We start from the raw sequence: 21,651 nt of genomic DNA, 5'->3' as shown, positions 1-21,651 counted from the left end.
CCAACTGGGAGGCTTTTTTGTTTTTGCCTTTTTAAGGTAACTTTTGGAATGAGGAACCCAAATGACAAATGATGTACTAAATTCGCTCAGACATGATATCAACGAGATTGATTCAGACCTGCTTGTGCTACTTGCCAAGCGCCGCCGTATTAGTCATGGCGTAGTAGAGTATAAAATAGCTAATAACAAACCGATTCGTGATGAAGCGCGTGAGCAAGCTTTACTCGAAAAGCTAATTGGTTACGGTAAATCCTTGGGATTAGATGCTTATTATGTCAATAACGTATTTCAAACAATTTTAGAAGATTCAGTACTCAATCAGCAGGCCATGCTACAGAAGAATTTAAACCCTGACGCAATGAGCGAAACTCACCGTGTTGCTTATTTAGGAGGTCAAGGTACGTACAGCCAATTAGCCTGTCATAAGTACTTTAGTCGTCGCCCTGGCAAACTGGTTGAACTTGGCTGTGCAAGTTTCGAACAAATTACTGGTAATGTAGAAAGCGGCCAAGCCGATTTTGGTTTATTGCCTATCGAAAACACCAGCTCAGGTAGTATTAATGAAGTCTTTGACTTACTGCAACATGCACAAGTATCCATCGTGGGCGAAGTAACTCACAGTGTTGAACATTGTTTATTAGCCTCACCTGATACAGAGCTCAGCAAATTAACTAAAATTTTTGCTCATCCACAACCTTTTGCGCAATGTAGCCGATTTTTACAAGGCTTAGGCGATATTCAACATGAAACCTCTGACTCTACTGCAAGTGCATTACAATCAGCAATTGACACACCTAATAGTGCAGCGATAGGCTCAGCCCAAGCAGGCAAACATGTCGGGTTAGAAGTATTAAAATCAGGCCTTGCTAACCAACGCGAAAACCATAGCCGCTTTATTGTGGTTGCTCGCCAACCACTTCAAGTGTCAAAGCAAATTCCAACAAAAACCAGTTTAATTATGGCCACTAAGCAACAAGCCGGTTCATTGGCAGATGCATTAATGATTTTCAAAGAGCACAATATCAACTTAGTGAAGCTTGAATCTCGTCCAGTGCCTGGAAACCCATGGGAAGAAGTATTCTATGTTGATTTAGAAGCCAACTTAGTAGATAACCACGTGCAGCACGCTTTAGAGCAGCTAAAAGAGCATACGCAATACGTACGTGTGCTTGGCTGCTATCAAAGTGAGTCATTACAAGCGGTGAGTGTTGAGGCTTAAATTTAGTACATTTAAATGATTTAAGGCCAGCAAATTGCTGGCCTTAATATTTGATAATTCATACCACTAGCGTGCGCTGAATATCAACCCATTTTCATCAGCATCTATCACTATCATACTGCCACTTTGATACTCACCTGCTAGCAGTTTTTGCGCCAGTGGATTCTCAATGGTATGTTGAATAGCGCGTTTAAGTGGTCGTGCCCCATAAACTGGATCAAAGCCGCTGGCTGCAATCCGCTCTAAAGCTGCATCGCTAATATCTAATAAATACCCCATTTCAGTTAAGCGCTCTCGCAATTTCGTTAACTGAATATCCGCAATTTCTTTAATATGCTCATTAGCAAGTGAATGGAACACCACGGTTTCATCAATTCGGTTAATGAACTCTGGTCTAAATTGGCTCACCAACACACCCATCACTTTTTCTTTTAGGGTATCGTAGTCGTTATTACCCGCTTGCTCTTGAATGATATCTGAGCCAAGATTTGAGGTCATAATGATCACGGTGTTTTTAAAGTCTACCGTGCGCCCTTGACCATCGGTTAAGCGGCCATCATCTAATACTTGCAGTAAAATATTAAATACATCAGGGTGCGCTTTTTCTATTTCATCAAGCAAGATGACAGAATATGGGCGACGTCGCACAGCTTCAGTTAAATAACCGCCCTCTTCATAACCTACATAGCCCGGAGGTGCTCCCACTAAGCGCGCGACTGAATGTTTTTCCATAAACTCTGACATATCAATGCGCACCATGGCACTTTCAGTGTCAAACATGTACGTGGCAAGCGCTTTGGTCAACTCTGTTTTACCCACCCCTGTTGGGCCTAAGAATAAAAAAGAGCCAATTGGACGATTTGGATCCGCAAGCCCTGCACGGGAACGACGAATTGCGTTTGAAACTGCAACAACCGCTTCATCTTGCCCTATTACTTTAGCATGGAGTTGATCTTCCATTTGTAATAGCTTTTCACGCTCACCTTGAAGCATTTTAGATACAGGAATACCTGTCCAACGCGATAAGATCTCCGCTATTTCATCTTCGCCAACTTGGTTTTTTAGCAAGCTCATATCTTGCATTTCAGCTTGTGAGGCTAAATCAAGTTTGCGCTCTAAATCGGGAATACGCCCATATTGTAACTCCGACATACGTTGTAAATCGGTTGCACGTCTTGCAACTTCTAAATCTAAACGCGCTTGTTCAAGCTCCGCTTTGATTACTTGAGTGCCTTGTAACGAGGCTTTTTCTGCGTTCCACACTTCATCAAGTTCACGATATTGTGATTCAAGTTCACCGATAAGCTCTTGCATCTCTGTACGACGTTTTTGACTGGCTTCATCTTTTTCTTTGGCAAGGGCGTTATCTTCCAGTTTTAACTGAATAATACGACGCTCTAATTTATCTAAAGATTCGGGCTTTGAATCTATTTGCAAACGAATTGAAGAACCCGCTTCGTCAATTAAATCAATCGCTTTATCAGGAAGTTGCCTGTCGCTAATATAGCGATGTGATAAATGCGCCGCAGCTACTATTGCAGGATCGGTAATATCAACACTGTGATGTAATTCATAGCGCTCTTTTAAGCCACGTAAAATAGCGATAGTGTCTTCAACTGATGGCTCTTCAACAAGCACTTTTTGAAAGCGACGTTCGAGTGCGGCATCTTTTTCAATGTATTGGCGATATTCATCAAGGGTTGTTGCACCCACGCAGTGTAATTCACCACGAGCTAGCGCAGGCTTTAACATATTACCCGCATCCATTGCACCATCGGTTTTACCAGCGCCGACCATAGTATGTATTTCATCAATAAAGAGAATAACTTGGCCTTCTTCTTTAGCTAACTCGTTCAATACTGATTTTAATCGCTCTTCAAACTCACCGCGGTATTTGGCTCCTGCCACCAGCGCACCTAAATCAAGTGACAATACGCGCTTGTTTTTTAGTCCTTCTGGCACTTCGCCATTAATAATACGCTGCGCTAACCCTTCGGCAATAGCTGTTTTCCCTACACCGGGCTCACCGATTAATACCGGGTTATTTTTGGTACGACGTTGTAATACCTGAATGGTTCGGCGAATTTCATCATCGCGGCCGATCACAGGGTCTAGCTTACCTTGCTCTGCACGCTCGGTAAGGTCTATAGTAAACTTTTTCAGGGCTTGACGGGTTTCTTCGGCATTGGGGTCATCCACCTTTTGCCCACCGCGAATCGCTTCAATCGCAGTCTCTATTTTCGTCGCTGTTACATTTAAAGCACGGAAAATATCACCAAGAGGACCTTTGTCTTCACAGGCGGCAAGTACAAATAATTCGCTAGAGATAAACTTATCTTTACGCTTTTGCGCATATTTATCACATAAGTTAATCAGCGAAACCATGTTGTTAGACAGTTGAACATCACCGCCTACACCTTCTACTTTGAATAACTTTTCAATTTCTTTTGACAGTTTAGTATTAAGCTCGTCTGCACTAACACCTGCTTGTGCTAATAAAGCACGCACACTAGAGCCACTTTGTTGTAACAGTGAGTACATCAAGTGAACAGGCTCAATAAATTGATGGTCACGACCAAGTGCCAATGATTGCGCATCAGAAAGCGCAGATTGAAATTTACTGGTAAATCTATCTAAACGCATGAGGGGTACCTATTAAAAAAACTAATTACTTTATTAATGGGTATGTTCGATGATTTGTTCAAGGTTTTGAAGGTAATATATTCGCAATGATGAACAATTATTTGCGCCAGATCAAAGTAGCCATTCGCCCTGTTTTACCATCTCGTCGATATGAAAAAAACTGCGCTTGCTGATTAACAGTACAATGCTCACCACCTGAAATTTTTAAAATACCTAAATGGTTTAGTTGAATGTGTGCAATGGCGTAAATATCAGCTAAATATTTGCCATTATCTTTTGCTTGAAAAGCATGTTGATACTGTGCACTAAACTGACAAAAAGCAGCCTTGACCTCAGCACCCACTTCGAAGTTTTGCGCCCCAATAGCAGGTCCAAGCCAAGCTACTATTTTTTCTGAAGGAGTCGTAAAGAGAGCAGTTGTGTTAGCGATGATGCCAGCATATAAACCTCGCCAGCCACCATGAATTGCAGCTACCTCACTCCCACATTCAGTGGTGAGTAGAATGGGTAAGCAATCTGCCGTCATTATCGCTAAAGGTTGCTCTGGCAAACGAGTAAAAAGCGCATCGGCATCCACTAGTTTGGAATGATCAAACTGCTCATCAACAACAACAACATCGCTGCTATGAACTTGATTTAACCAAACCGGCTTAGTCGGTAAGTGGCTCGCTAATAACTCACGGTTAGCCAGTACTTTTTGTTCATCATCACCTACATGTAAACCCAAGTTAAAACTACTAAATGGAGCATCAGAGTAGCCCCCTTTTCGAGTGGTGCTCAGGGCACCAATATTTATTGGTGCGGGCCATGTAGGTGTGATCATCGCGATTAAAAGTCTATATTAGGGTTAGCTTTGGTGTCTTCGCGTAATGCGTGTGTCATTGCCACCATGTCGTCAGGAATAGGTGCTTGCCACGTCATCATTTCACCTGTGATTGGGTGAGCAATACTCAGCTTAACCGCATGTAATGCTTGACGGTTAAACGCTCTGAGCATTTCAAACAACTCAGGTGTGGCACCTTTTGGTGGGCGCGGACGGCCACCATAAGCTTTATCACCAATCAATGGATGATTAATAAACGCCATATGCACACGAATTTGGTGAGTACGGCCAGTCTCTAGGCGTAAACGTAAGCGTGTATGGGCACGGAACTTTTCTGCAACACGAAAGTGCGTAATAGCAGGTTTTCCCTGCTCATGTACCGCCATATGCGTACGTTGAGTTGGATGACGGCCGATTGGTTTTTCAACCATTCCACCTGCGGTCATCGTCCCATTACAAATTGCTTCATATTCACGAGTGAAGTTTTCACGCTTTTGTAATGCAGTCACTAAGTGGGTTTGTGCAGGAATTGTTTTGGCAACAACCATTAATCCTGTGGTGTCTTTATCAAGACGGTGAACAATACCAGCACGCGGGACGTTTATAATCTCAGGATAATGGTGAAGTAACGCATTTAATACTGTGCCATCTGGGTTACCCGCCCCAGGATGGACCACTAAACCCATTGGTTTATTGATAACTAAAATATCATCGTCTTCATAAACGATGTTTAATTTGATATCTTGCGCTTCATATTCACGTGGCGCTTCAATGCTGGTTTCAACATTGACCACTTCGCCACCTAAGAGTTTTTCTCTTGGTGTGTTGAAAATTTCACCATCCACGGTGATTTTATCATCCAAAATCCACGTTTTTATACGTGAACGTGAATAATCAGGGAACAATTGCGCCAATACTTGGTCTAGACGTTTACCGCCTAACTCAGTTGGCACCTCGGCTTGAAGAGAAATTTGTTCTGACATTAGTAACTTTACCCAATTTACCAGTGCAAGCTGTGCTCGACTGGGTTAGAATCGCTTTTAATAAAAGCATTTATATAATAAGCATAGTTTACTCGGTTTTACCCAGTTGGCCTAGCCGAAGACATCGAAGGTAACAAATAAAATGATAAATAGAATAGGGAAACGTGCATTCGCCATTGTTTTTACAGTTTCATTACTTGGTTTAGGCGCATGTTCGTCTGCTCCAGATGAAGAAGATATCCAACGCGTTCCTAATAAATCAGCACAAGCGCTTTATGAAGACGCTAAACAAACACTAGACTCAGGCCTTTATGCACGTGCAATTGAGCTATTAAGTGCAATTGATTCACGCTACCCGTTTGGCCCAATGTCAAAACAAGTACAAATGGATTTAGTCTATGCCCATTACCAAGCAGGTAATACAGAGCAAGCATTAGCGACCATTGACCGCTTTATTCGCTTAAACCCTAATCACAAAGATCTAGATTACATGTATTACATGCGTGGGTTAGTGAACATTAAAGCGGATGAGAATGCATTCCAAGAATACTTTGGTGTTGATAGAGCCGACCGTGATGCAAACCGTACTCGTGTTGCCTTTACTGACTTATCAACCTTAGTCAACCGCTTCCCACAAAGTGGTTATGCGCCAGAGGCAAAACGTCGTTTGGTTTGGTTGCTAAATAAAATGGCACGTTATGAGCTAAAAGTGGCTGATTACTACTATGAGCGAGAAGCATACCTTGCAGCGGCAAATCGCGGTAAATATGTTGTAGAGCATTATTCACAAAGTAGTTATTTAGATGAAGCATTAGAAATGATGGAAAAAAGCTATTCCAAGCTGGGATTGCCTGAACTAAGTGAGCACGCTAAATTGACTCGTGAGTTGAATAAAAACAAATAGATTTAATTATATATAAAAAAGGCGCTAATTTGATTAGCGCCTTTTTTATATCAAGTGAAGACTTATTAACTTAAACCGAATTAATTAAATAGCTTCTTCGTCTTCTTCTGCCGTACGAATACGCACAACACGCTCAACATCAGTAACGAAAATTTTACCATCGCCGATTTTACCTGTTTGCGCAGTTTTAACGATCACTTCGATGGCACGGTCAACATTTTCATCACCTAACACAATGTCTAGTTTTACTTTCGGTAAAAAATCCACCATGTATTCAGCGCCACGATAAAGCTCGGTATGCCCTTTTTGACGACCAAAGCCTTTTACTTCGCTGACGGTCATACCTGTAATACCGACTTCTGATAATGCCTCACGTACGTCGTCTAGTTTAAAAGGTTTGATGATTGCTTCTATTTTTTTCATTGTTCGTTGCTACTTTTAAATTCTGTTTGAGTCGATTTTAGACAATCCTGCAGTTCATAGCAAACAAAGCAATTGAATTACGGTGATTTAATCATCAACAATGATATGATAATTAAAAATCTAGCAACCATAGTGATAAAATACGTTGTTAGTATGGCTTGTTAATGAGTCACCTAGTATTTAGAGGTAGATATGAAACAAATACAACACGGCTTTACGCTCTTAGAATTGATGGTCACTATTGCTATCGTTGGCATTGTTGCTGCAATCGCTTTTTGGAATAGCAGTGATATGCTTGAAGAAAATCGAGCCGAAAACTTTTTGCTCGAGTTAAAACGCAATATCAATTTTGCCCGCGCAAAAGCCACCAGTACAGATTCACTTATCGTAGTGTGTAGCGCAGACACAACCAATATAGAAAATAATACACAATTGACCTGCTCTAAAGATTGGAGTGACGGCACCATCATTGTATTTTTCGATGACAACAGTAATGGTGGCTATGATCCACAAGAAGGAGACAAAATTCTTAGAGCCATGGCTGAGATATCTGAAAATAGTAAATTAACATTTTCGGGAGATACTTCATTAACATTTGATGCAAGTGGCCGGATCACCTCAAACCCAGGTACATTTACATACTGCCCAAATAAAGACAATGAAAACAATAAAGCATTAACAATCAGCCAATCGGGTACCGCTTTATATAATGGAGATACTAATAACTCTTGTGTTGCTAAAGCACTTTAATTGAGCTTGCAACTCCAGCAAGCTCAACTAATATTAGAATAATAGTAATCAAAAGAGCTCAAGGATGAGAAAGCCACCCCAATTCCAAGCAAAATTAGGGACAACATTGCTCGAAACAATGGTGGTATTGAGTATTGTCGCTATCATGGCTAACCTTGCTCTGTTTCACTTGCAGCCTTTTCTTGCACAAACTCGCCTTGAAAATTATAGCCACCTGATAAAAAGAACCTTGAATTTAGCGCGTAACAATGCGGTATCTTTAAATAGCCAAATTACTGTTTGTGCATTGAAGTCGTCTGTATGTGACAGCAGTCGTTGGCATGAAGGTATTACCGTTTTTGTTGATAAAGGAGATGTTGGAGTCTTTGGTTCTGATGACACTGTTATGTTTGTCACTGAAGCCATTAATAAGTCAGATAAACTTACTTACCCCCGAAACGCCATCACTTACCGCCCTGATGGTACACCCAGGGGGTTTAATAATGGTACATTTATATATTGTGCTGACTATAAATCAGCAAATTTACCGGGGATTGCTATTTCGGTGAGTACTACAGGTAGAATAACACTAAAGGACACCAAAGAATGTCAAAATAGTATTTGAGCAAAATCTAGCTTACTTATTTGTTAGCCTTTTTTAGTTTATTTGCAATGCCAAGCGCAAGCGAAGTCGTTAAACCAAAATGAAATTACCCCCAGCACTCACTTTTATCCGCACTTCCTTTGGACGTTTTAAGTCCGGCGTCATCAATAGTAAAAGATTTACAATCGTCGTCTTTTAGTGGTGGTCCAGCAGCGGGGGTAGCAGTGATCTTGAACGTGCCCGCAGAATTATCAACGCTTACTTTTATGGTATAAAATCCATGCTCTGTCGGAGATACCACACCCAAGTTTTCTAAGCTTTGTGTATACACTCGATTATCAACAAAAAACTGTTGTTGCTTATTTGCAGCATCAAGTAATGAAGTAATAGCTTCTGTGCGAGCTGTACGTTTAACATGTTCAAAGTAACTAGGCAGAGCGACAGATGCGATAATGCCCAATATAGCCACCGTAATCATTAACTCAATTAAAGTAAAACCATTTTTTTGTATTTTCATTCTTCGCACCATCTATTTTGCATTATACGCCGAAAATTATTATGTGTGGGGTGTAAACTAAATCACCCCATCATAAGTGCCTACTGCATCGAATGCAATTATTGCCTGAATTTACCGCATTAAGCACCTTTTTTAATTATTGAGAAATAATGTCTTGCTTATATACATACGTCTGCTGAACCCGAAAACCCAGACCTTGTGTTGATGAACTCGTTACTAATTTTATATGGCCATTTTCATCAAATGTAATGTCTGGTCCTAATAATTCTTGTGGCACAAACGATTCACTAGGTTTTAAAATACCTGCCACTTGCTGTGTATTTAACCAAGGACCAAGTAGTAAAAACTGACTTTTTTTGGCAACCGGCTCCATAGTATCATCGCAAAGATTATCATCATCTTTATCGTCGCATTGCTCTTGAGCTCCAAAATACAATTGCGGTGTATCTGGTAACTCATCACGCGTTAAATAAGCCAATTGCTCATAGGCTTTAGTGCCATAATGCAAATGAAACGCATACATAGCACCTTGCCCACGACTATTTATACACTGTTGACTTGCCTCAGGCGCAGTCGAGGCTGCAGGAGTATAGCTTGTAAAGTAAGCAATACCGCCAACCACTGTTGCAACAGCGAGAGACTTTTCACCTAGTTTAGGTAAGTTGTAGTACCACCCTTTAAAGTTTCCCAGTTCGACCTCAAGTTGAACAAACGCCTCGTTATCATCAAGCTTGGTGGAAAATGGATCTAAACTAACATCCATTAACTCGTCAATACGAATCGGCTCAGGTAAGCCATTAGGAAATTGGCCAGTAACAGTATTTATATCACGCACCATATAAAGTTGATCTTGAGTATTTGTGGTCATCGGATCTGCACGATCTCCGCTACCGATTAACACCGCATCAAACGGAATATCTTCGCGTACTTGATGCATTTCCCCATTATAAAAAACACTACTAACACGGCTAAATAATGTTCTTGCAATCATAGGTTGATTTAAAAAACGACGCCTATTAGCTATCCCACTAGCACTGAGTTCGGCTAATTTAAAATGTGTCCACGACTTGCCTTCTGGCATATCTACCCGCCATACATTCCCTCCGGTGTCAGCAGCATAAAGACGGTCTATATAACCATCATAATTAGCATCAAATACCGCAACATCGCCCGCAATACTATCTACACCTGCAAATCCATTTTCAGGGGTCAATGACCATACTTTTTCGCCACTGCTTGCATCAACAATATATATGCCTCGCCCTTTATCATCACTGCTTGGCTGCTCATTATCTTTATTCGCATCATAACCGGCAGCAAAGATCAGTACCGGTTTATTTTCAAAACCTGCCAATTTAATATAAGTTACAATTGGTTTTGACCACGTTTGCCCAAGCTCTTTAAATGATGATACCCCCCCTTGAATTGGAGTGCTCCAAAGTAATTTTGGTGAATCAGGCTCTGAAATATCAAGTCCGTAATAATTACGTCCTCCCCGACGCAAACCAAAAAATGCCCAGACACGATCATCATCGTTAATTATTCCATTGCTATTTTTATCATCAATAAATAAACTGATAGGACCGTCAACACCATATACTTTACTATTTGATTGGTTAGCTCTTAATGGTTTGAGAATGCTATAAAGGCTGCGTGGAATAAATGCCCAGCTTTCAGACAAGGTATCGTTTTTATCTTGAAACATATGTAAAAAACCAGCATTTGTGCCAACAAGAATCCTTATATCGCCATTCCCATAATCAATAGCTACGGGTTTAGAGTGCAGTGGATCACCAAAAATATTACTGCGAGTTTCAGTCCGGTTGTCATTGTTATTTTCGTCATCAACATCAACTCCTCGCGCCCAATTTATAGTCGCTTCAATCTCCGATAATGGTTCATTAAACAATTCATCAAGGTCATCTAACTGATTTTCTAAATTAGAATAAGTAAAAGGCATCAACCCCGCGGCTGTATCCGTATAAATATTACGTTCAGCAAATTCCGACAACCAATAATTAACCCCTCCACTTTGCAACTTGGCGCCATCATTAGGTTCCGCATCAGGAAGCCAAAAAGTACGACTATCTTGGCTTATTGCCCCACTTCCATCCAGTGCAAAATTACCTGTCGCATCAGTAATTTGCGTACCTGAAACCTTTAATTTTTTTAAATTCCCCAACCAACGAGCACCTAAAGCTGGTTGAAACATAGTTAAATAAATACTATCTAAGTGGCGCGTTCTATCGGCACTACTTGCGACAATCGCAGGGGAAGAAAAGCTAGCATCAACAGTGCGTACTGTTTTCATTGTCGTCGCAAACGCTTCATTTAGCTCCTCTAGTGACTCAGCTAAAAAATACTGCCCGCCACCTTGCTTTGCCGTTTCTACCAATACCTGCTCAGCATAAAGAGGCATGCCATGACCAAACCCGACTGTATATACATTAACATTATCGATAATTGCAGTGTCTGGATAGGCATCAAAATTACTAATTCCTTGCCCATGTAAGAGTCTGGCCACGGTTGGTAAATAAGTATTTTTAAATTTATCGGCAGGATAACCATATAGGTTTTGATGCAACTGCTTTATATCGTTTTCACGGCTATTTTCTAATAATGGCAAGCTTTCTGTTAAGGATATACCATCGGTGATCAATACAACATTCACTTTACTTTCACAGGGGATTTCAGAGTCATCATTCAAACTAAAGGGGGAAATATATTGCCCCTGTTGTTGAATACGAATATCAATGAGATCAAGTAAGTTAAGGTGATCATAACCAACTTGTTGGCCATGTAAATAAAGCATCGCTTCATGTAACATTTCAGTTGCAGGACTTATGTTTACTAATGATAGTAGCCCCCAATCATCAATTGTTTCGATAATATCGCTGTGTTCAGCTCCAAACCCATGAGTGACATAACCACCTGTTGAGCCTAATAAGCTACCTAAATCAAGTAAATTATTTAATTTTAAATTTAAAGGGCCATTCGATTTTATAAGCGCAAAATCAACATTGGGATTATCATTGATCAATTTTTTCATCGCAGTTTTTGCAGCTGATAGTCGAGTCTCAGGGCATAGCTTAATTACACCAAGCAACCCTTTACACTGTTTATTACTATTTATTGATAAAGCCATACTTAGCGAGTTATCAAATACTAATAATACCTTTGACTTATCATCATTTTGTGAATGATATAATTCAATATCATCAGCCAGAGTCACTTGACTGGTAAAAACAACTAAAAAGCCAAACAGTTTTGTAATTCCATGCGTAAATTGAAACATAGCGACAACCCTATCCATGTGAAAATCTTTTCGTTTAAAACTCATACAGAAGACTTCTCTCCATTTAGTATGAGTACTACTTTAGTACAGCACAGAATTTAGATTTCACAACATAAAACAGTCACTTTTCTGTATAAAAAACACACCAAGCAATCCTTTTTAACTACATCTAATTGATTAGACTAATATAATGACTACATCTGTGAAATCATGTTTTTCGTTAATTTTCTCAGAACAGAAAATTACAAAATAGGGTTGGAATTGGGGTAAAAAGATAGAATACTTTGTAGGTATAGAGCTTATTCAGTACAAAAAGCTGTAATACGCCTTGTGCTTCGTATGTGAAGGTTGGTTTTAAGTAAAGTATTTAAACAATCTGACTGTAAAGGGAGTTACACGGTTTTACTACATTAACGATAGTAAAACCGTATAAAAATAACTTTAATCTTTATTTATAGTTATCATTCAACTCGCGTTTATAAATAAATGTTTGTTGGGTTTTAAAACCAAAACCAATTGGTACAGCATCGCTTACTAGTTTAATTTTGCCATCTTCATCAAATGAAATACCAGGCCCTATAATTTCCTTTGGCACAAATGGGTTTTTCGCGCTTGAGTCCCCTTGCGTTTCTTGTGTTTGCTTAACCCCAGGCCCTAGCAATAAAAACTGGCTCTGTTCATCACAATCATCAGTCTCACATGTATTTGTTGAACCAAAATACAGTTGTGGTGTATCAGGCACATCATTACTCGTCACATAGCGTAACTGCTCATACACTTTGGTGCCATAATGTAAGTGAAATGCATATAAACCGCCGCTTCCGCCGCTTAAAGAACATTGATTAATAACCGAATCTTCTGAAGCCGGTGTAAAACTCGTAAAGTAAGCAACGCCACCAACTACAGTTGCAGCTGCAAGTGATTTTTCACCACTTCGAGGAAGATCATAATACCAGCCACTTTTTTGACTAAGCTTTAACTCCTCATCAGTAAATTTATCGATATCACTGAGCGCATTCGCAAAAGGGTCATTATTCACATTCATTAAATCACTGATTGTAATGGGAACTGGAATGTCATCATCCAAAAATGACTTAGTCACAGTATTTATATCACGGATCATAAATAACTGATCTTGCACGTTCGTTAACGTGGGCTTGGGCCTATTACCACTGCCAATTAATACCGCATCAAAAGGTGTATCTTGGCGAGTAATCGTTGTTTTATCATTTTCAGTAGTGTTAGTTACCTTGCTAAACATTGTACGCGCTACAACCGGCTTATAGAAAAAACGTCGATCTTGGCTAGATAATGCTCCTCCTAATTGTGCTAGTTCAAAGTGAGTCCATGGGTTTATGCTATCTTTCGGGTTTGCACCAGGCATATCAACACGCCAGATACTACCCGCTGTATCAGCTGCATACAGACGGTCTATAAAGCCATCATAATCAGAATCAAGTATCGATACAGTTGCGGCTATACTATGCTCTCCTTTAAAGCCTGTTCTAGGGGTGAGCTCCCACACCAAACTACCATCTGATGCATTAACAATATATAACCCCCGTCCTTTACTATCATTACTAAGCTGTATATTGTCTTTATTAGTATCAAAGCCCGCCCCAAAAATTAACACGGGATCTGTTTTCCCTTTAATGTATGTTGCGATTGGCGCTGACCAAGTTTGTGCTAGCTCAGAGAAAACACCTGTGCCTCCTTGAATTGTCCACATTAATCGAGGAACATCAGGGTTCGTAATATCTAAACCATAATAATAATTACCGCCTCTACGCATACCAAAAAACGCCCATACACGATCGCCAGTTTCAACAACACCATCACGATCAGCGTCATCAAAAAATACAGTAATAGGTCCATCAACGCCATACACTTTAGTATCAGCTTGGTTCTCCCGCAACGGTGCTAAAATTCTATATAAGCTATTAGGAATAAATGACCATGTTTCACCCACTTCGTCCCCTTTATCCTGAAACATATGTAAAAAACCAGCATTAGTACCAATCAGGATACGTATATCATCATTACCATAATCAATAGTGACGGGCTTTGAGTGTAATGGATCACCAAATATGTCCTGACGCTGATCCCGACGAGAGCCATCCTTATCCTCATCATCAACGTCAACACCTCTAGCCCAATCAATAGTTGAAGCGACATTGAGTAGATCAGTCCCAAAACTATTCGCTAAATTTGCAAGCCCACCGAAGGCTGTTTGTAAAAGATTACTTTTAAACTCGATCAGTCCTCCTGCGGCAGAATCGGTGTAAACGGTTCGCTCTGCTAAATTTGTAAGATGTAAATTAACACCACCATTTTCCACTGAATTACCATCTGCAGCTGAGTTTTCAGGTAACCAAAAGGTATGTGCTGTTGATTTAATTAACCCATCATCATTAAGTGCAGGGGTACTTCGCGCATCAACAATTTCGGTGCCAGACACTTTTAATTTTTTTAAATTCCCTCGCCAACGGGCACCTGTTTCGGGGTAAAACATAGCATAGTAAATCGATTCCCGGCTTCGAGTCTGATCCACATTGTTACTTGCAATTGAAGGAGATGTAAACGTGTCATTTACTTCTCGAATATTTGTAATGAACTTTTTAAATGCATCTGATAACTCATCTGCCGTATTAGCATGTTCATATTGACCACCACCCAATCTCGCAGTCTCTTCTAATAAATACTTGCCTGAGGCACTCATCCCAGAACCAAACCCAACGGTATATACCCGTCCCGTTTCGTGGATATCAGGAGTTTGTGGGTATAGATCAACAATAACTTCTTCGATACCGGCTTTTTTATTTGCGTCTACACCATGAATTACTTTCGCAAGTTGATGTAAATAATTACTGTAAACATAATCATCGTTGGTAAGTGAACGGCCAAAATATTTTCTATATTCGCTACTTATATCAGCATCGCTGCCGTTATCACTCCCTGAAGACGGATCACCATCAGTCATATAAATTATATTCACTGAGTTATCGCAGCGTATAGCTTCAGCTTCGCTATCAGCAAAAGGAGAAATATATGTGTAATCGTAGGTATTTTGCCATTCATTCCAACAATTCCACCACGAACTACACTTGCGAACTCTCACTCTTCCTGTATAAACTTTATTCTCAACACCTGTATCCCTACTACTCTCATTGAGATTTAATGCATAGTGCAAACTTTTCCCTGTTATATATAAATAGGCTTCCCAAAGTGTTTCGGCTAAAGGCGTTCCTCCGTCTGCTGGCAAGTTATTTATTGAACGAGTAATTGTGTCATGAGAGCTACCAATACCATTGACAATATATCCACCATCGGTGCTATGGTAACGCATAAGACCAAAATCAATATCTGGATGTCCTTCAACTAATTGTGTCATTGCATCTTTAGCCACCCCCAACCGGCTATCACTGCACAACCGCCAATCTCCATTACTATATTGTCCACAGTCATCCCCTGTTCTTGAGGAAAAAGCCATACTTCCAGAGGTATCAAAAATTAATAAAACACGCGGCTTTTCATCAAGCTCAACATTATGATTAACATATAATTCAATATCTTCAGCGTAGCTGTGCATACTCAAAAGCAGTGCAATACTGAGCGAAATACTTATAACTAACTTTTCAAACTTCATCATATTTACTCACTTAACCGCCAGTATTTAAACTAGCCATTTCTTGGGCGATTCCAGTCGTTATTGTAATAGTGTGTTTACTTTTTGAGCCATAGGTTATGGTGCTATCAACTTGTACCATGTTGCATGAAATACCCGCTGTAAAGCTAAACTTGCGGGGACAGGGCAGATCTAGCGCACCATTATTTAAATTACTCATTGAGTTTACTGTATCGCCCACTTTATCTAATGCGATTGAACCATTCGGTATTTGCGCTCGCGTATATAAAAAGTAACTGGTTCCTCCTTTAGTCGCTTCATCAGCTATCACTTGTTGTACATTACCCATCAAAGCGTTTTCAGCTTCTTCTCGCTCAAATGCGGCATTGGTAATTTTCATATCCACACTACTGCTACTCATAAGCGTCACAGCTATACCTGTGACAGCAACAACCATGATCAGCGCCACAATAAGAACAACACCTTGCTGTTTTGCAGCTAACCTTAAATTCTCCATAGGTTTGCTCCTACATTATTTAAGCGAATCGTTGTTGTAAATAGAGCTCGACGAAACTTATCATCAAACTCAAGTATTCTTTGGTCGACATCTTCGCCTAAGGTATATGTTTGATTGAGCTGTTTTAAGTTAGCATCTTCTTGTAATGCTCGTACTAAAATAAATACTTGCACCGTTAAAATGCCTCGGCGGTTTTCCCAATCAGCTGCGGTCATTTTATTAACACTGCGGTAAGTATCTACTCGACTATCATTGTTCGTATCTAAACCGAATAAAAACCGCATATTTTCAACGCCTTCCATAATCGTTTCAGTGACCATTTTTCCACTCGGTGCCAGCCGACGTCGCATCAATACGGGTACTTCTCTATCACGATCGTTTATTTTAAAAGTTTGCTCATCAATATAATAAACATGATGACGATAGCGCCAAAGCGTTGCATTACCGCCTATGGTATTTGCAGCAATGGGGCCTTTACGAAACTCGCCTCGCTCTTGCTCTGCAATAAAATAATAGTTATTCGCAGTGCTATCAGTTGGATCAATTTGTAACCCTTCTAAAAATTTTACCTGCAAGATATCAGTGTTTTCTTTTGTCTTATTAAGGCAATTTAGTGCTTCTCCCCCCATTGTTTCAATGGAATACACTGAACGAAAATTAGTGTTCACGTTAAAAACAGGAAAGCTACCATTATTCGCCCCCGCAAAACAATCTGGGGCTGGTTTTTGTCCAGGTGTAAGTGACACTTGTGTATTTTCTGCTGAAAAAGAATCTTCATAAAAGGTGCCCCAAAAACCAACTTGCTCTATATCACGCTGCATAATATTAAGCGCTAAGCGACCTGTTTCTTGCAAGTCACCTATTGTCATTGTATCTCTCGTGGTTACTTTCATACTGACATACGTGAACATCACTCCACCAAGCACTAAACCACCAATAAATAGCGCTACCATCATTTCGACTAAAGTGAAACCTTGCTGCTTCATATTAGCTCCTTAGGTAAATATAACTTTTCAAAACCATAATACGGCGATTGCTATTACTCTCACCACACGTTAATTGCTGGGTTTCTGTCGTGCCGGTAAACTTTTGGCGGCCTTGCCAACTCACCACTACTTGAATATTAAATGCTTTATCATCGCTATTTGGTACGGCAGTATTCTCTATACATACCGTTGCATCATCTAAAGCGCCTGTATTTTCTTTAGCCTGTATTGCACGGATCCATTGCTGCCGATCAAGTGCCGCTATTTGCGCTGAGCTACATGCGTCACTGTAGCAAGTACGTGACTGTTCAAGCTCGGTATCACTCGTAAATGTGCCATTATATTGAGTAATTGCTGCCACACGATCATTAGCCCGTATCCGTTGAATAATATCATTGCCTAGAGCAACCGCAGCCGCTCGCTGCATTGAATCAAAGCTTGCTTGTTTCGCTTTTGCTTGTAATGCAACGGCACCCAATAAACCGAAGCTTAGAATCACAAACGCAATTAATACCTCTACTAATGTAAAACCTTGCTGTGGTGTATGATTGACTAATTTCATAACGCACCTAATATAAAACTATCTCATTATAAGCATATGCTATCAGTAGGTAGATTCAACTCTGCTCAGGATAAACGGTTATATTTGTTGATAAATGGTTACTCGGACAGCTTTAATAACCTGTGTATCTAAAATGAGGAGGGGGAATTAAAGGTGCTCTTTTACGTTCTTATACGCACGTCGACTAACAGGTAATAAACAATCACAACCTTTCAATGCAACAGCATGCGTTCCGTTAGCGCCTTTTTTCAGCTCAATTAGACGTGATTGATTAATTAATATTTTGCGATGAATTCGTAATAAGTGCGTGGAAAACTCTTCCTCTAACTGCTTTAAACTGTGGTCAAGTAATGCTTCGCCACCAGTAAAAACTAAACGTGTGTATTTGTCTTCAGCGATCACATAATAGACATCTTCTAGTGCAACACTTCGCGTAACTCCTGCCAGTTGATAGTTAATCATCGCTGGGCGTTGTTTTTGCACATGAGCACGAGTGAGACGACCAAGTTGCTCTATAGTATTGGCCAAATTTTGCTCTGTAACTGGTTTAACTAAGTAACCTGCTGCACTAAGTTGTAAAGCATCCAAAGCATGTTCAGGGTAAGCGGTCACAAATATTATCGCGGGTGGCACACTAAGTGTATTTAATTGCGCAGCAATTTCTAAACCGTTCATGGCGGGCATATTGACATCTAAAAATACAATATCTGGCGCCAAACATTTTACTTGCTGTATAGCTTCGGTGCCATTACTTGCATGTGCTATATCACTGTAGTCTGGATTTTTCGCAAGTAAGCGCTGCAAGCGAGCTCGAGCTAATGGCTCATCATCGACAATAAGAACTTTCATTGTTGCTCCTGTGTATAATCAACATCCAAAGGCAGTACCAATTTAACCCGATACACCCCTTCTCTTACTGTCATTGTCAACTTAGCACGCCCCTGATAATAGAGATCTAACCGTTGGCGAATATTATCTAATGCCATGCCATTTCCTGGCCGTGTTTGTTGCGATGATGAAGACACGGGGTTTTCGACGATAATCACCAACGAGCGTTGACTTACATGTAATTCGACATAAATAACAGCCCCTGTCAATGAAGGCTCAACACCATGACACACGGCATTTTCTAATAGTGGTTGTAATGTTAAACAAGGAATTGTTATGTTTGGGAGTTGTTCTGGTAATTGCCAGTCAACTTGTAGCCGCTCTGCAAACCGCCAGCTTTCTAACCTTAAATACTGCCGGGTCAATGTAATTTCATCAGACAATGCGGTTTCTTTTCCGACTTGCATTGCAGCTTGCGATAATGCAGCTAATGCTAAGATCGCTTGCTCCGCAGCATCTGGATCGTAATGAGTCAATTCGGCGGCTGTATTAAGGCTATTATATAAAAAGTGTGGCCGAATACGCGCCTGTAGTGCATCCAGCTCAGCTCTTGCTAATGCATTAGTTTGCAGCTGTTTTTCAACGTAAATTGTGAGAAACTGCACAAATAAACACGCAACTAAAACTACAATAAGTAAATTTCGTAATATAAACGCAATAGGATCAGCAACTTCAATCACACTGCCAGCAAAAAAAAGGACCGCGATACTCATTAACAATGTAGTTGATAAAAGAGAGATGAATAAACTAACACTTTGAATGAAGCGCGAATATCTCTGTAGAATAAACCGTAGCAGAAAAAGCCAGGACAGGCTTAATAAAAAGATAAGCTGTAAAAATAAACTAATGACACCTAAACGGATCCAGATGTCTTGGGCTGCAGTAGGTGCAAAAGCCAATATAGTAGCAATAACTTGCACCACAACTAATGTAGCTAGCACACCTCGCTCAGTAAAAAGAGCCGCAAAAAGCAAAGTATTGGTTTGCACCGACTTGCTCATTGCACTCTCCTTAAAAATGCCCCATAAATAGATTAAGGCTAGCGTAACTCAACGGGTACAGCAAATACTATGTTTTCTTCTTCGCCTGGATTTTCAACAACCTGTTTACCACCCAATTCTTTAAGACGACTAATAACTTGTTGAACAAGTACTTCAGGTGCAGATGCACCGGCGGTTACACCAACAGCTTTTGCATTAGTAAACCAAGCATCTTCAACATTGCTGGCATCATCAATCAAGTACGCTACGGTGCCCATTTTATCAGCAAGCTCTCGTAAACGATTAGAGTTTGAGCTGTTTTTAGCGCCAACCACTAATAACACATCAACTTTATCAGCTAAGTCACGAACTGCATCTTGGCGATTTTGCGTGGCGTAGCAAATATCATCTTTACGAGGACCATCAATAACCGGGTATTTAGCGCGTAAAGCATCAATCACATCAGCCGTATCATCAACCGACAAAGTCGTTTGGCTACAGTAAAAAAGGTTATTTTGATTTTTTACGTTGAGTTTAGCGACATCTTCTGCAGTTTCAACTAAATAGATACCGCCATTACTATTATCGTACTGCCCCATGGTGCCTTCAACTTCAGGATGACCGTGGTGACCAATTAAAATACACTCAGTTCCCTTACGGCTAGCACGGGTCACTTCCATATGCACTTTAGTAACCAGTGGGCAGGTTGCATCAAACACTTTAAGCTCTCTGCGTTTTGCTTCACTACGAACAGCTTGTGATACGCCATGAGCACTAAAAATTACAATGCTTTCATCAGGTACTTGATCAAGCTCTTCAACAAATACCGCACCACGGCGTTTTAAGCCATCAACCACATAACGGTTATGTACAACTTCATGACGCACATAAATTGGTTTTTCGAATATATCTAACGCACGCTCAACAATACTAATCGCACGGTCAACGCCCGCACAAAAACCGCGAGGATTGGCTAATAAAATATCCATTAATCATTTACCTTAGGTGTATTATCAACTTCTAAAATTTCAACTTCAAAGGTTAAATTCTGACCAGATAAAGGATGATTAAAATCAATTGTTACCGACTCGCCTTGCACTTCGCGTACAAGTCCTGGTAATTCAGTACCATCAGGTTGCGTGAACGCGATGATAGAACCTACAGTAGCTGGCGTATCTGGGCCAAATTTACTACGCTCAACATAATAGATGTTATCGGGGTTTGGTTGACCAAAGGCATCTTCTGGCTCCAGCTCAAACGATTTGCTGTCGCCTGGCGCTAAACCAAATAAACACTTTTCAAAGTTTGCGGTTAAGCTGCCATCACCCATTACCAGCTTAGCTGGTTTATTATGTACTTTGGTCGAATCAGCTGCAGAGCCATCAGAGAGTTTTATTGAAAAATGAAAAATCACTTCTGAGTTTTCGGTGATAACTGTTTGGCTCATGCTTTATGCTCCTTTGGACTTTCGCCAGTAAAGGCATCAAATAATAACAATGCTGCACCTATACAAATTGCACTATCAGCGATATTAAACGCAGGAAAGTGCCAGTTTTCATAATAAAAGTGCAAAAAGTCGATTACATAACCATAGTACATACGGTCGTATAAATTACCTATCGCGCCAGCTAAAACAAGTGAATAGGCACCACATAAAATTTTATTAGACGCTGGTAAGCGCTTTAACCACCAAATCAGCAAACCACTAATGGTGATTGCTATTAAACTTAAAAACCAACGTTGCCAACCGCTTTCATCACTTAAAAAGCTAAAAGCTGCGCCGTAATTGTGTACATAAGTAAGGTTAAAAAACGGTAATATATCAATCGAATCACGCAGATTCATTGTATTCACCACTAGCGTTTTACTGGCAAAGTCTGCTACTAAAAGTAGCAGACTCAACCAAAGCCACACTAAACCACTTTTTTGGGCTAGCTTGCTCACTGACTACTC

At 40.3% G+C, this 21,651-nt stretch carries 19 protein-coding genes; 4 read left to right on the top strand and 15 right to left on the bottom strand.

The features are described from left to right. The first annotated feature begins 61 nt into the window (after window positions 1–61). Window positions 62–1,219, top strand: a complete 1,158-nt coding sequence (locus tag QMA12_RS01040; protein WP_087532101.1) for a chorismate mutase — start codon at window positions 62–64, stop codon at window positions 1,217–1,219. Between the two features lie 66 nt (window positions 1,220–1,285). On the opposite strand, the gene clpB is transcribed toward QMA12_RS01040, so the two are convergent. The 3 genes from clpB to rluD all read right to left on the bottom strand — a co-directional run bounded on the left by clpB (window position 1,286) and on the right by rluD (window position 5,668). Continuing rightward, entirely contained in the window at window positions 1,286–3,862 is a 2,577-nt protein-coding gene (gene clpB, locus QMA12_RS01035) for an ATP-dependent chaperone ClpB (protein ID WP_087532100.1), read from the bottom strand. Window positions 3,863–3,959: 97 nt separating this feature from the next. Then, on the bottom strand, window positions 3,960–4,685 hold the full coding sequence (pgeF, locus tag QMA12_RS01030; RefSeq protein WP_290210827.1) for a peptidoglycan editing factor PgeF: 726 nt from the start codon (window positions 4,683–4,685) through the stop codon (window positions 3,960–3,962). 5 nt (window positions 4,686–4,690) lie between these two features. Beyond that, a complete protein-coding gene (gene rluD / locus QMA12_RS01025) occupies window positions 4,691–5,668 on the bottom strand; it encodes a 23S rRNA pseudouridine(1911/1915/1917) synthase RluD (protein ID WP_290210826.1) in 978 nt (325 codons plus the stop codon). 142 nt (window positions 5,669–5,810) lie between these two features. Between rluD and QMA12_RS01020 the strand changes: the two genes are divergently transcribed. Then, complete coding sequence (locus QMA12_RS01020) at window positions 5,811–6,572, top strand: outer membrane protein assembly factor BamD (protein ID WP_290210825.1); 762 nt, start codon at window positions 5,811–5,813, stop codon at window positions 6,570–6,572. Window positions 6,573–6,656: 84 nt separating this feature from the next. Here the strand turns inward: QMA12_RS01020 and glnB are convergent, their stop codons facing one another. Continuing rightward, window positions 6,657–6,995: a nitrogen regulatory protein P-II gene (gene glnB, locus QMA12_RS01015; RefSeq protein ID WP_087532096.1), complete on the bottom strand. Its 339-nt coding sequence runs from the start codon at window positions 6,993–6,995 to the stop codon at window positions 6,657–6,659. A gap of 192 nt (window positions 6,996–7,187) precedes the next feature. Between glnB and QMA12_RS01010 the strand changes: the two genes are divergently transcribed. Continuing rightward, a complete protein-coding gene (locus QMA12_RS01010) occupies window positions 7,188–7,745 on the top strand; it encodes a GspH/FimT family pseudopilin (protein ID WP_290210824.1) in 558 nt (185 codons plus the stop codon). A gap of 64 nt (window positions 7,746–7,809) precedes the next feature. Further along, window positions 7,810–8,349, top strand: a complete 540-nt coding sequence (locus QMA12_RS01005) for a GspH/FimT family pseudopilin (RefSeq protein ID WP_290210823.1) — start codon at window positions 7,810–7,812, stop codon at window positions 8,347–8,349. Window positions 8,350–8,434: 85 nt separating this feature from the next. Here QMA12_RS01005 and QMA12_RS01000 read toward each other — a convergent pair whose 3' ends face one another. From QMA12_RS01000 to lspA, 11 genes are all read right to left on the bottom strand, one after another. Further along, entirely contained in the window at window positions 8,435–8,845 is a 411-nt protein-coding gene (locus QMA12_RS01000) for a type IV pilin protein (RefSeq protein ID WP_087532093.1), read from the bottom strand. Window positions 8,846–8,981: 136 nt separating this feature from the next. Beyond that, window positions 8,982–12,158 (bottom strand): PilC/PilY family type IV pilus protein, encoded by a 3,177-nt coding sequence (locus QMA12_RS00995; protein WP_290210822.1) that lies wholly within the window; start codon window positions 12,156–12,158, stop codon window positions 8,982–8,984. 430 nt (window positions 12,159–12,588) lie between these two features. Further along, window positions 12,589–15,786 carry a PilC/PilY family type IV pilus protein gene (locus QMA12_RS00990; RefSeq protein WP_290210846.1) on the bottom strand — a complete coding sequence of 1,066 codons (3,198 nt, stop codon included), beginning with the start codon at window positions 15,784–15,786 and terminating at the stop codon, window positions 12,589–12,591. Window positions 15,787–15,799: 13 nt separating this feature from the next. Beyond that, window positions 15,800–16,282, bottom strand: a complete 483-nt coding sequence (locus tag QMA12_RS00985; protein ID WP_087532091.1) for a pilus assembly protein PilX — start codon at window positions 16,280–16,282, stop codon at window positions 15,800–15,802. Next, the gene (locus QMA12_RS00980) at window positions 16,270–17,268 is read right to left on the bottom strand and encodes a PilW family protein (protein WP_290210821.1); all 999 of its coding nucleotides are present in this window, start codon (window positions 17,266–17,268) and stop codon (window positions 16,270–16,272) included. Before QMA12_RS00980 ends, QMA12_RS00985 begins: the two co-directional genes overlap by 13 nt. A 1-nt stretch (window position 17,269) precedes the next feature. Then, window positions 17,270–17,830, bottom strand: coding sequence for a type IV pilus modification protein PilV (pilV, locus tag QMA12_RS00975; protein ID WP_087532089.1), 561 nt, complete (start codon window positions 17,828–17,830; stop codon window positions 17,270–17,272). Between the two features lie 147 nt (window positions 17,831–17,977). After that, complete coding sequence (locus QMA12_RS00970; protein WP_290210820.1) at window positions 17,978–18,679, bottom strand: LytTR family DNA-binding domain-containing protein; 702 nt, start codon at window positions 18,677–18,679, stop codon at window positions 17,978–17,980. After that, complete coding sequence (locus QMA12_RS00965) at window positions 18,676–19,719, bottom strand: histidine kinase (protein ID WP_290210819.1); 1,044 nt, start codon at window positions 19,717–19,719, stop codon at window positions 18,676–18,678. Before QMA12_RS00965 ends, QMA12_RS00970 begins: the two co-directional genes overlap by 4 nt. A gap of 38 nt (window positions 19,720–19,757) precedes the next feature. Beyond that, window positions 19,758–20,687, bottom strand: a complete 930-nt coding sequence (ispH, locus tag QMA12_RS00960) for a 4-hydroxy-3-methylbut-2-enyl diphosphate reductase (RefSeq protein ID WP_290210818.1) — start codon at window positions 20,685–20,687, stop codon at window positions 19,758–19,760. Then, entirely contained in the window at window positions 20,687–21,145 is a 459-nt protein-coding gene (gene fkpB, locus QMA12_RS00955; RefSeq protein ID WP_087532085.1) for an FKBP-type peptidyl-prolyl cis-trans isomerase, read from the bottom strand. Before fkpB ends, ispH begins: the two co-directional genes overlap by 1 nt. Beyond that, on the bottom strand, window positions 21,142–21,642 hold the full coding sequence (gene lspA, locus QMA12_RS00950) for a signal peptidase II (protein ID WP_087532084.1): 501 nt from the start codon (window positions 21,640–21,642) through the stop codon (window positions 21,142–21,144). Before lspA ends, fkpB begins: the two co-directional genes overlap by 4 nt. Between the last annotated feature and the right edge of the window lie 9 nt (window positions 21,643–21,651).

The organism is Pseudoalteromonas sp. APC 3893, from assembly GCF_030408095.1.
Taxonomy (GTDB): Bacteria; Pseudomonadota; Gammaproteobacteria; order Enterobacterales; family Alteromonadaceae; genus Pseudoalteromonas.
The sequence above is the reverse complement of the archived record's forward strand: the minus strand, read 5'-3'. Positions and strand labels throughout refer to the sequence as shown.

Coding starts and splice junctions, on each gene's coding strand:
- ispH (WP_290210818.1), bottom strand. CDS start 20,687: ATGGATATTTTATTAGCCAATCCTCGCGGTTTTTGTGCGGGCGTTGAC.
- QMA12_RS00965 (WP_290210819.1), bottom strand. CDS start 19,719: ATGAGCAAGTCGGTGCAAACCAATACTTTGCTTTTTGCGGCTCTTTTT.
- QMA12_RS01010 (WP_290210824.1), top strand. CDS start 7,188: ATGAAACAAATACAACACGGCTTTACGCTCTTAGAATTGATGGTCACT.
- QMA12_RS00995 (WP_290210822.1), bottom strand. CDS start 12,158: ATGGATAGGGTTGTCGCTATGTTTCAATTTACGCATGGAATTACAAAA.
- fkpB (WP_087532085.1), bottom strand. CDS start 21,145: ATGAGCCAAACAGTTATCACCGAAAACTCAGAAGTGATTTTTCATTTT.
- glnB (WP_087532096.1), bottom strand. CDS start 6,995: ATGAAAAAAATAGAAGCAATCATCAAACCTTTTAAACTAGACGACGTA.
- rluD (WP_290210826.1), bottom strand. CDS start 5,668: ATGTCAGAACAAATTTCTCTTCAAGCCGAGGTGCCAACTGAGTTAGGC.
- QMA12_RS00970 (WP_290210820.1), bottom strand. CDS start 18,679: ATGAAAGTTCTTATTGTCGATGATGAGCCATTAGCTCGAGCTCGCTTG.
- QMA12_RS00980 (WP_290210821.1), bottom strand. CDS start 17,268: ATGAAGCAGCAAGGTTTCACTTTAGTCGAAATGATGGTAGCGCTATTT.
- QMA12_RS00985 (WP_087532091.1), bottom strand. CDS start 16,282: ATGGAGAATTTAAGGTTAGCTGCAAAACAGCAAGGTGTTGTTCTTATT.
- QMA12_RS01040 (WP_087532101.1), top strand. CDS start 62: ATGACAAATGATGTACTAAATTCGCTCAGACATGATATCAACGAGATT.
- QMA12_RS01020 (WP_290210825.1), top strand. CDS start 5,811: ATGATAAATAGAATAGGGAAACGTGCATTCGCCATTGTTTTTACAGTT.
- QMA12_RS01000 (WP_087532093.1), bottom strand. CDS start 8,845: ATGAAAATACAAAAAAATGGTTTTACTTTAATTGAGTTAATGATTACG.
- QMA12_RS01005 (WP_290210823.1), top strand. CDS start 7,810: ATGAGAAAGCCACCCCAATTCCAAGCAAAATTAGGGACAACATTGCTC.
- clpB (WP_087532100.1), bottom strand. CDS start 3,862: ATGCGTTTAGATAGATTTACCAGTAAATTTCAATCTGCGCTTTCTGAT.
- pilV (WP_087532089.1), bottom strand. CDS start 17,830: ATGAAATTAGTCAATCATACACCACAGCAAGGTTTTACATTAGTAGAG.
- pgeF (WP_290210827.1), bottom strand. CDS start 4,685: ATGATCACACCTACATGGCCCGCACCAATAAATATTGGTGCCCTGAGC.
- QMA12_RS00990 (WP_290210846.1), bottom strand. CDS start 15,786: ATGAAGTTTGAAAAGTTAGTTATAAGTATTTCGCTCAGTATTGCACTG.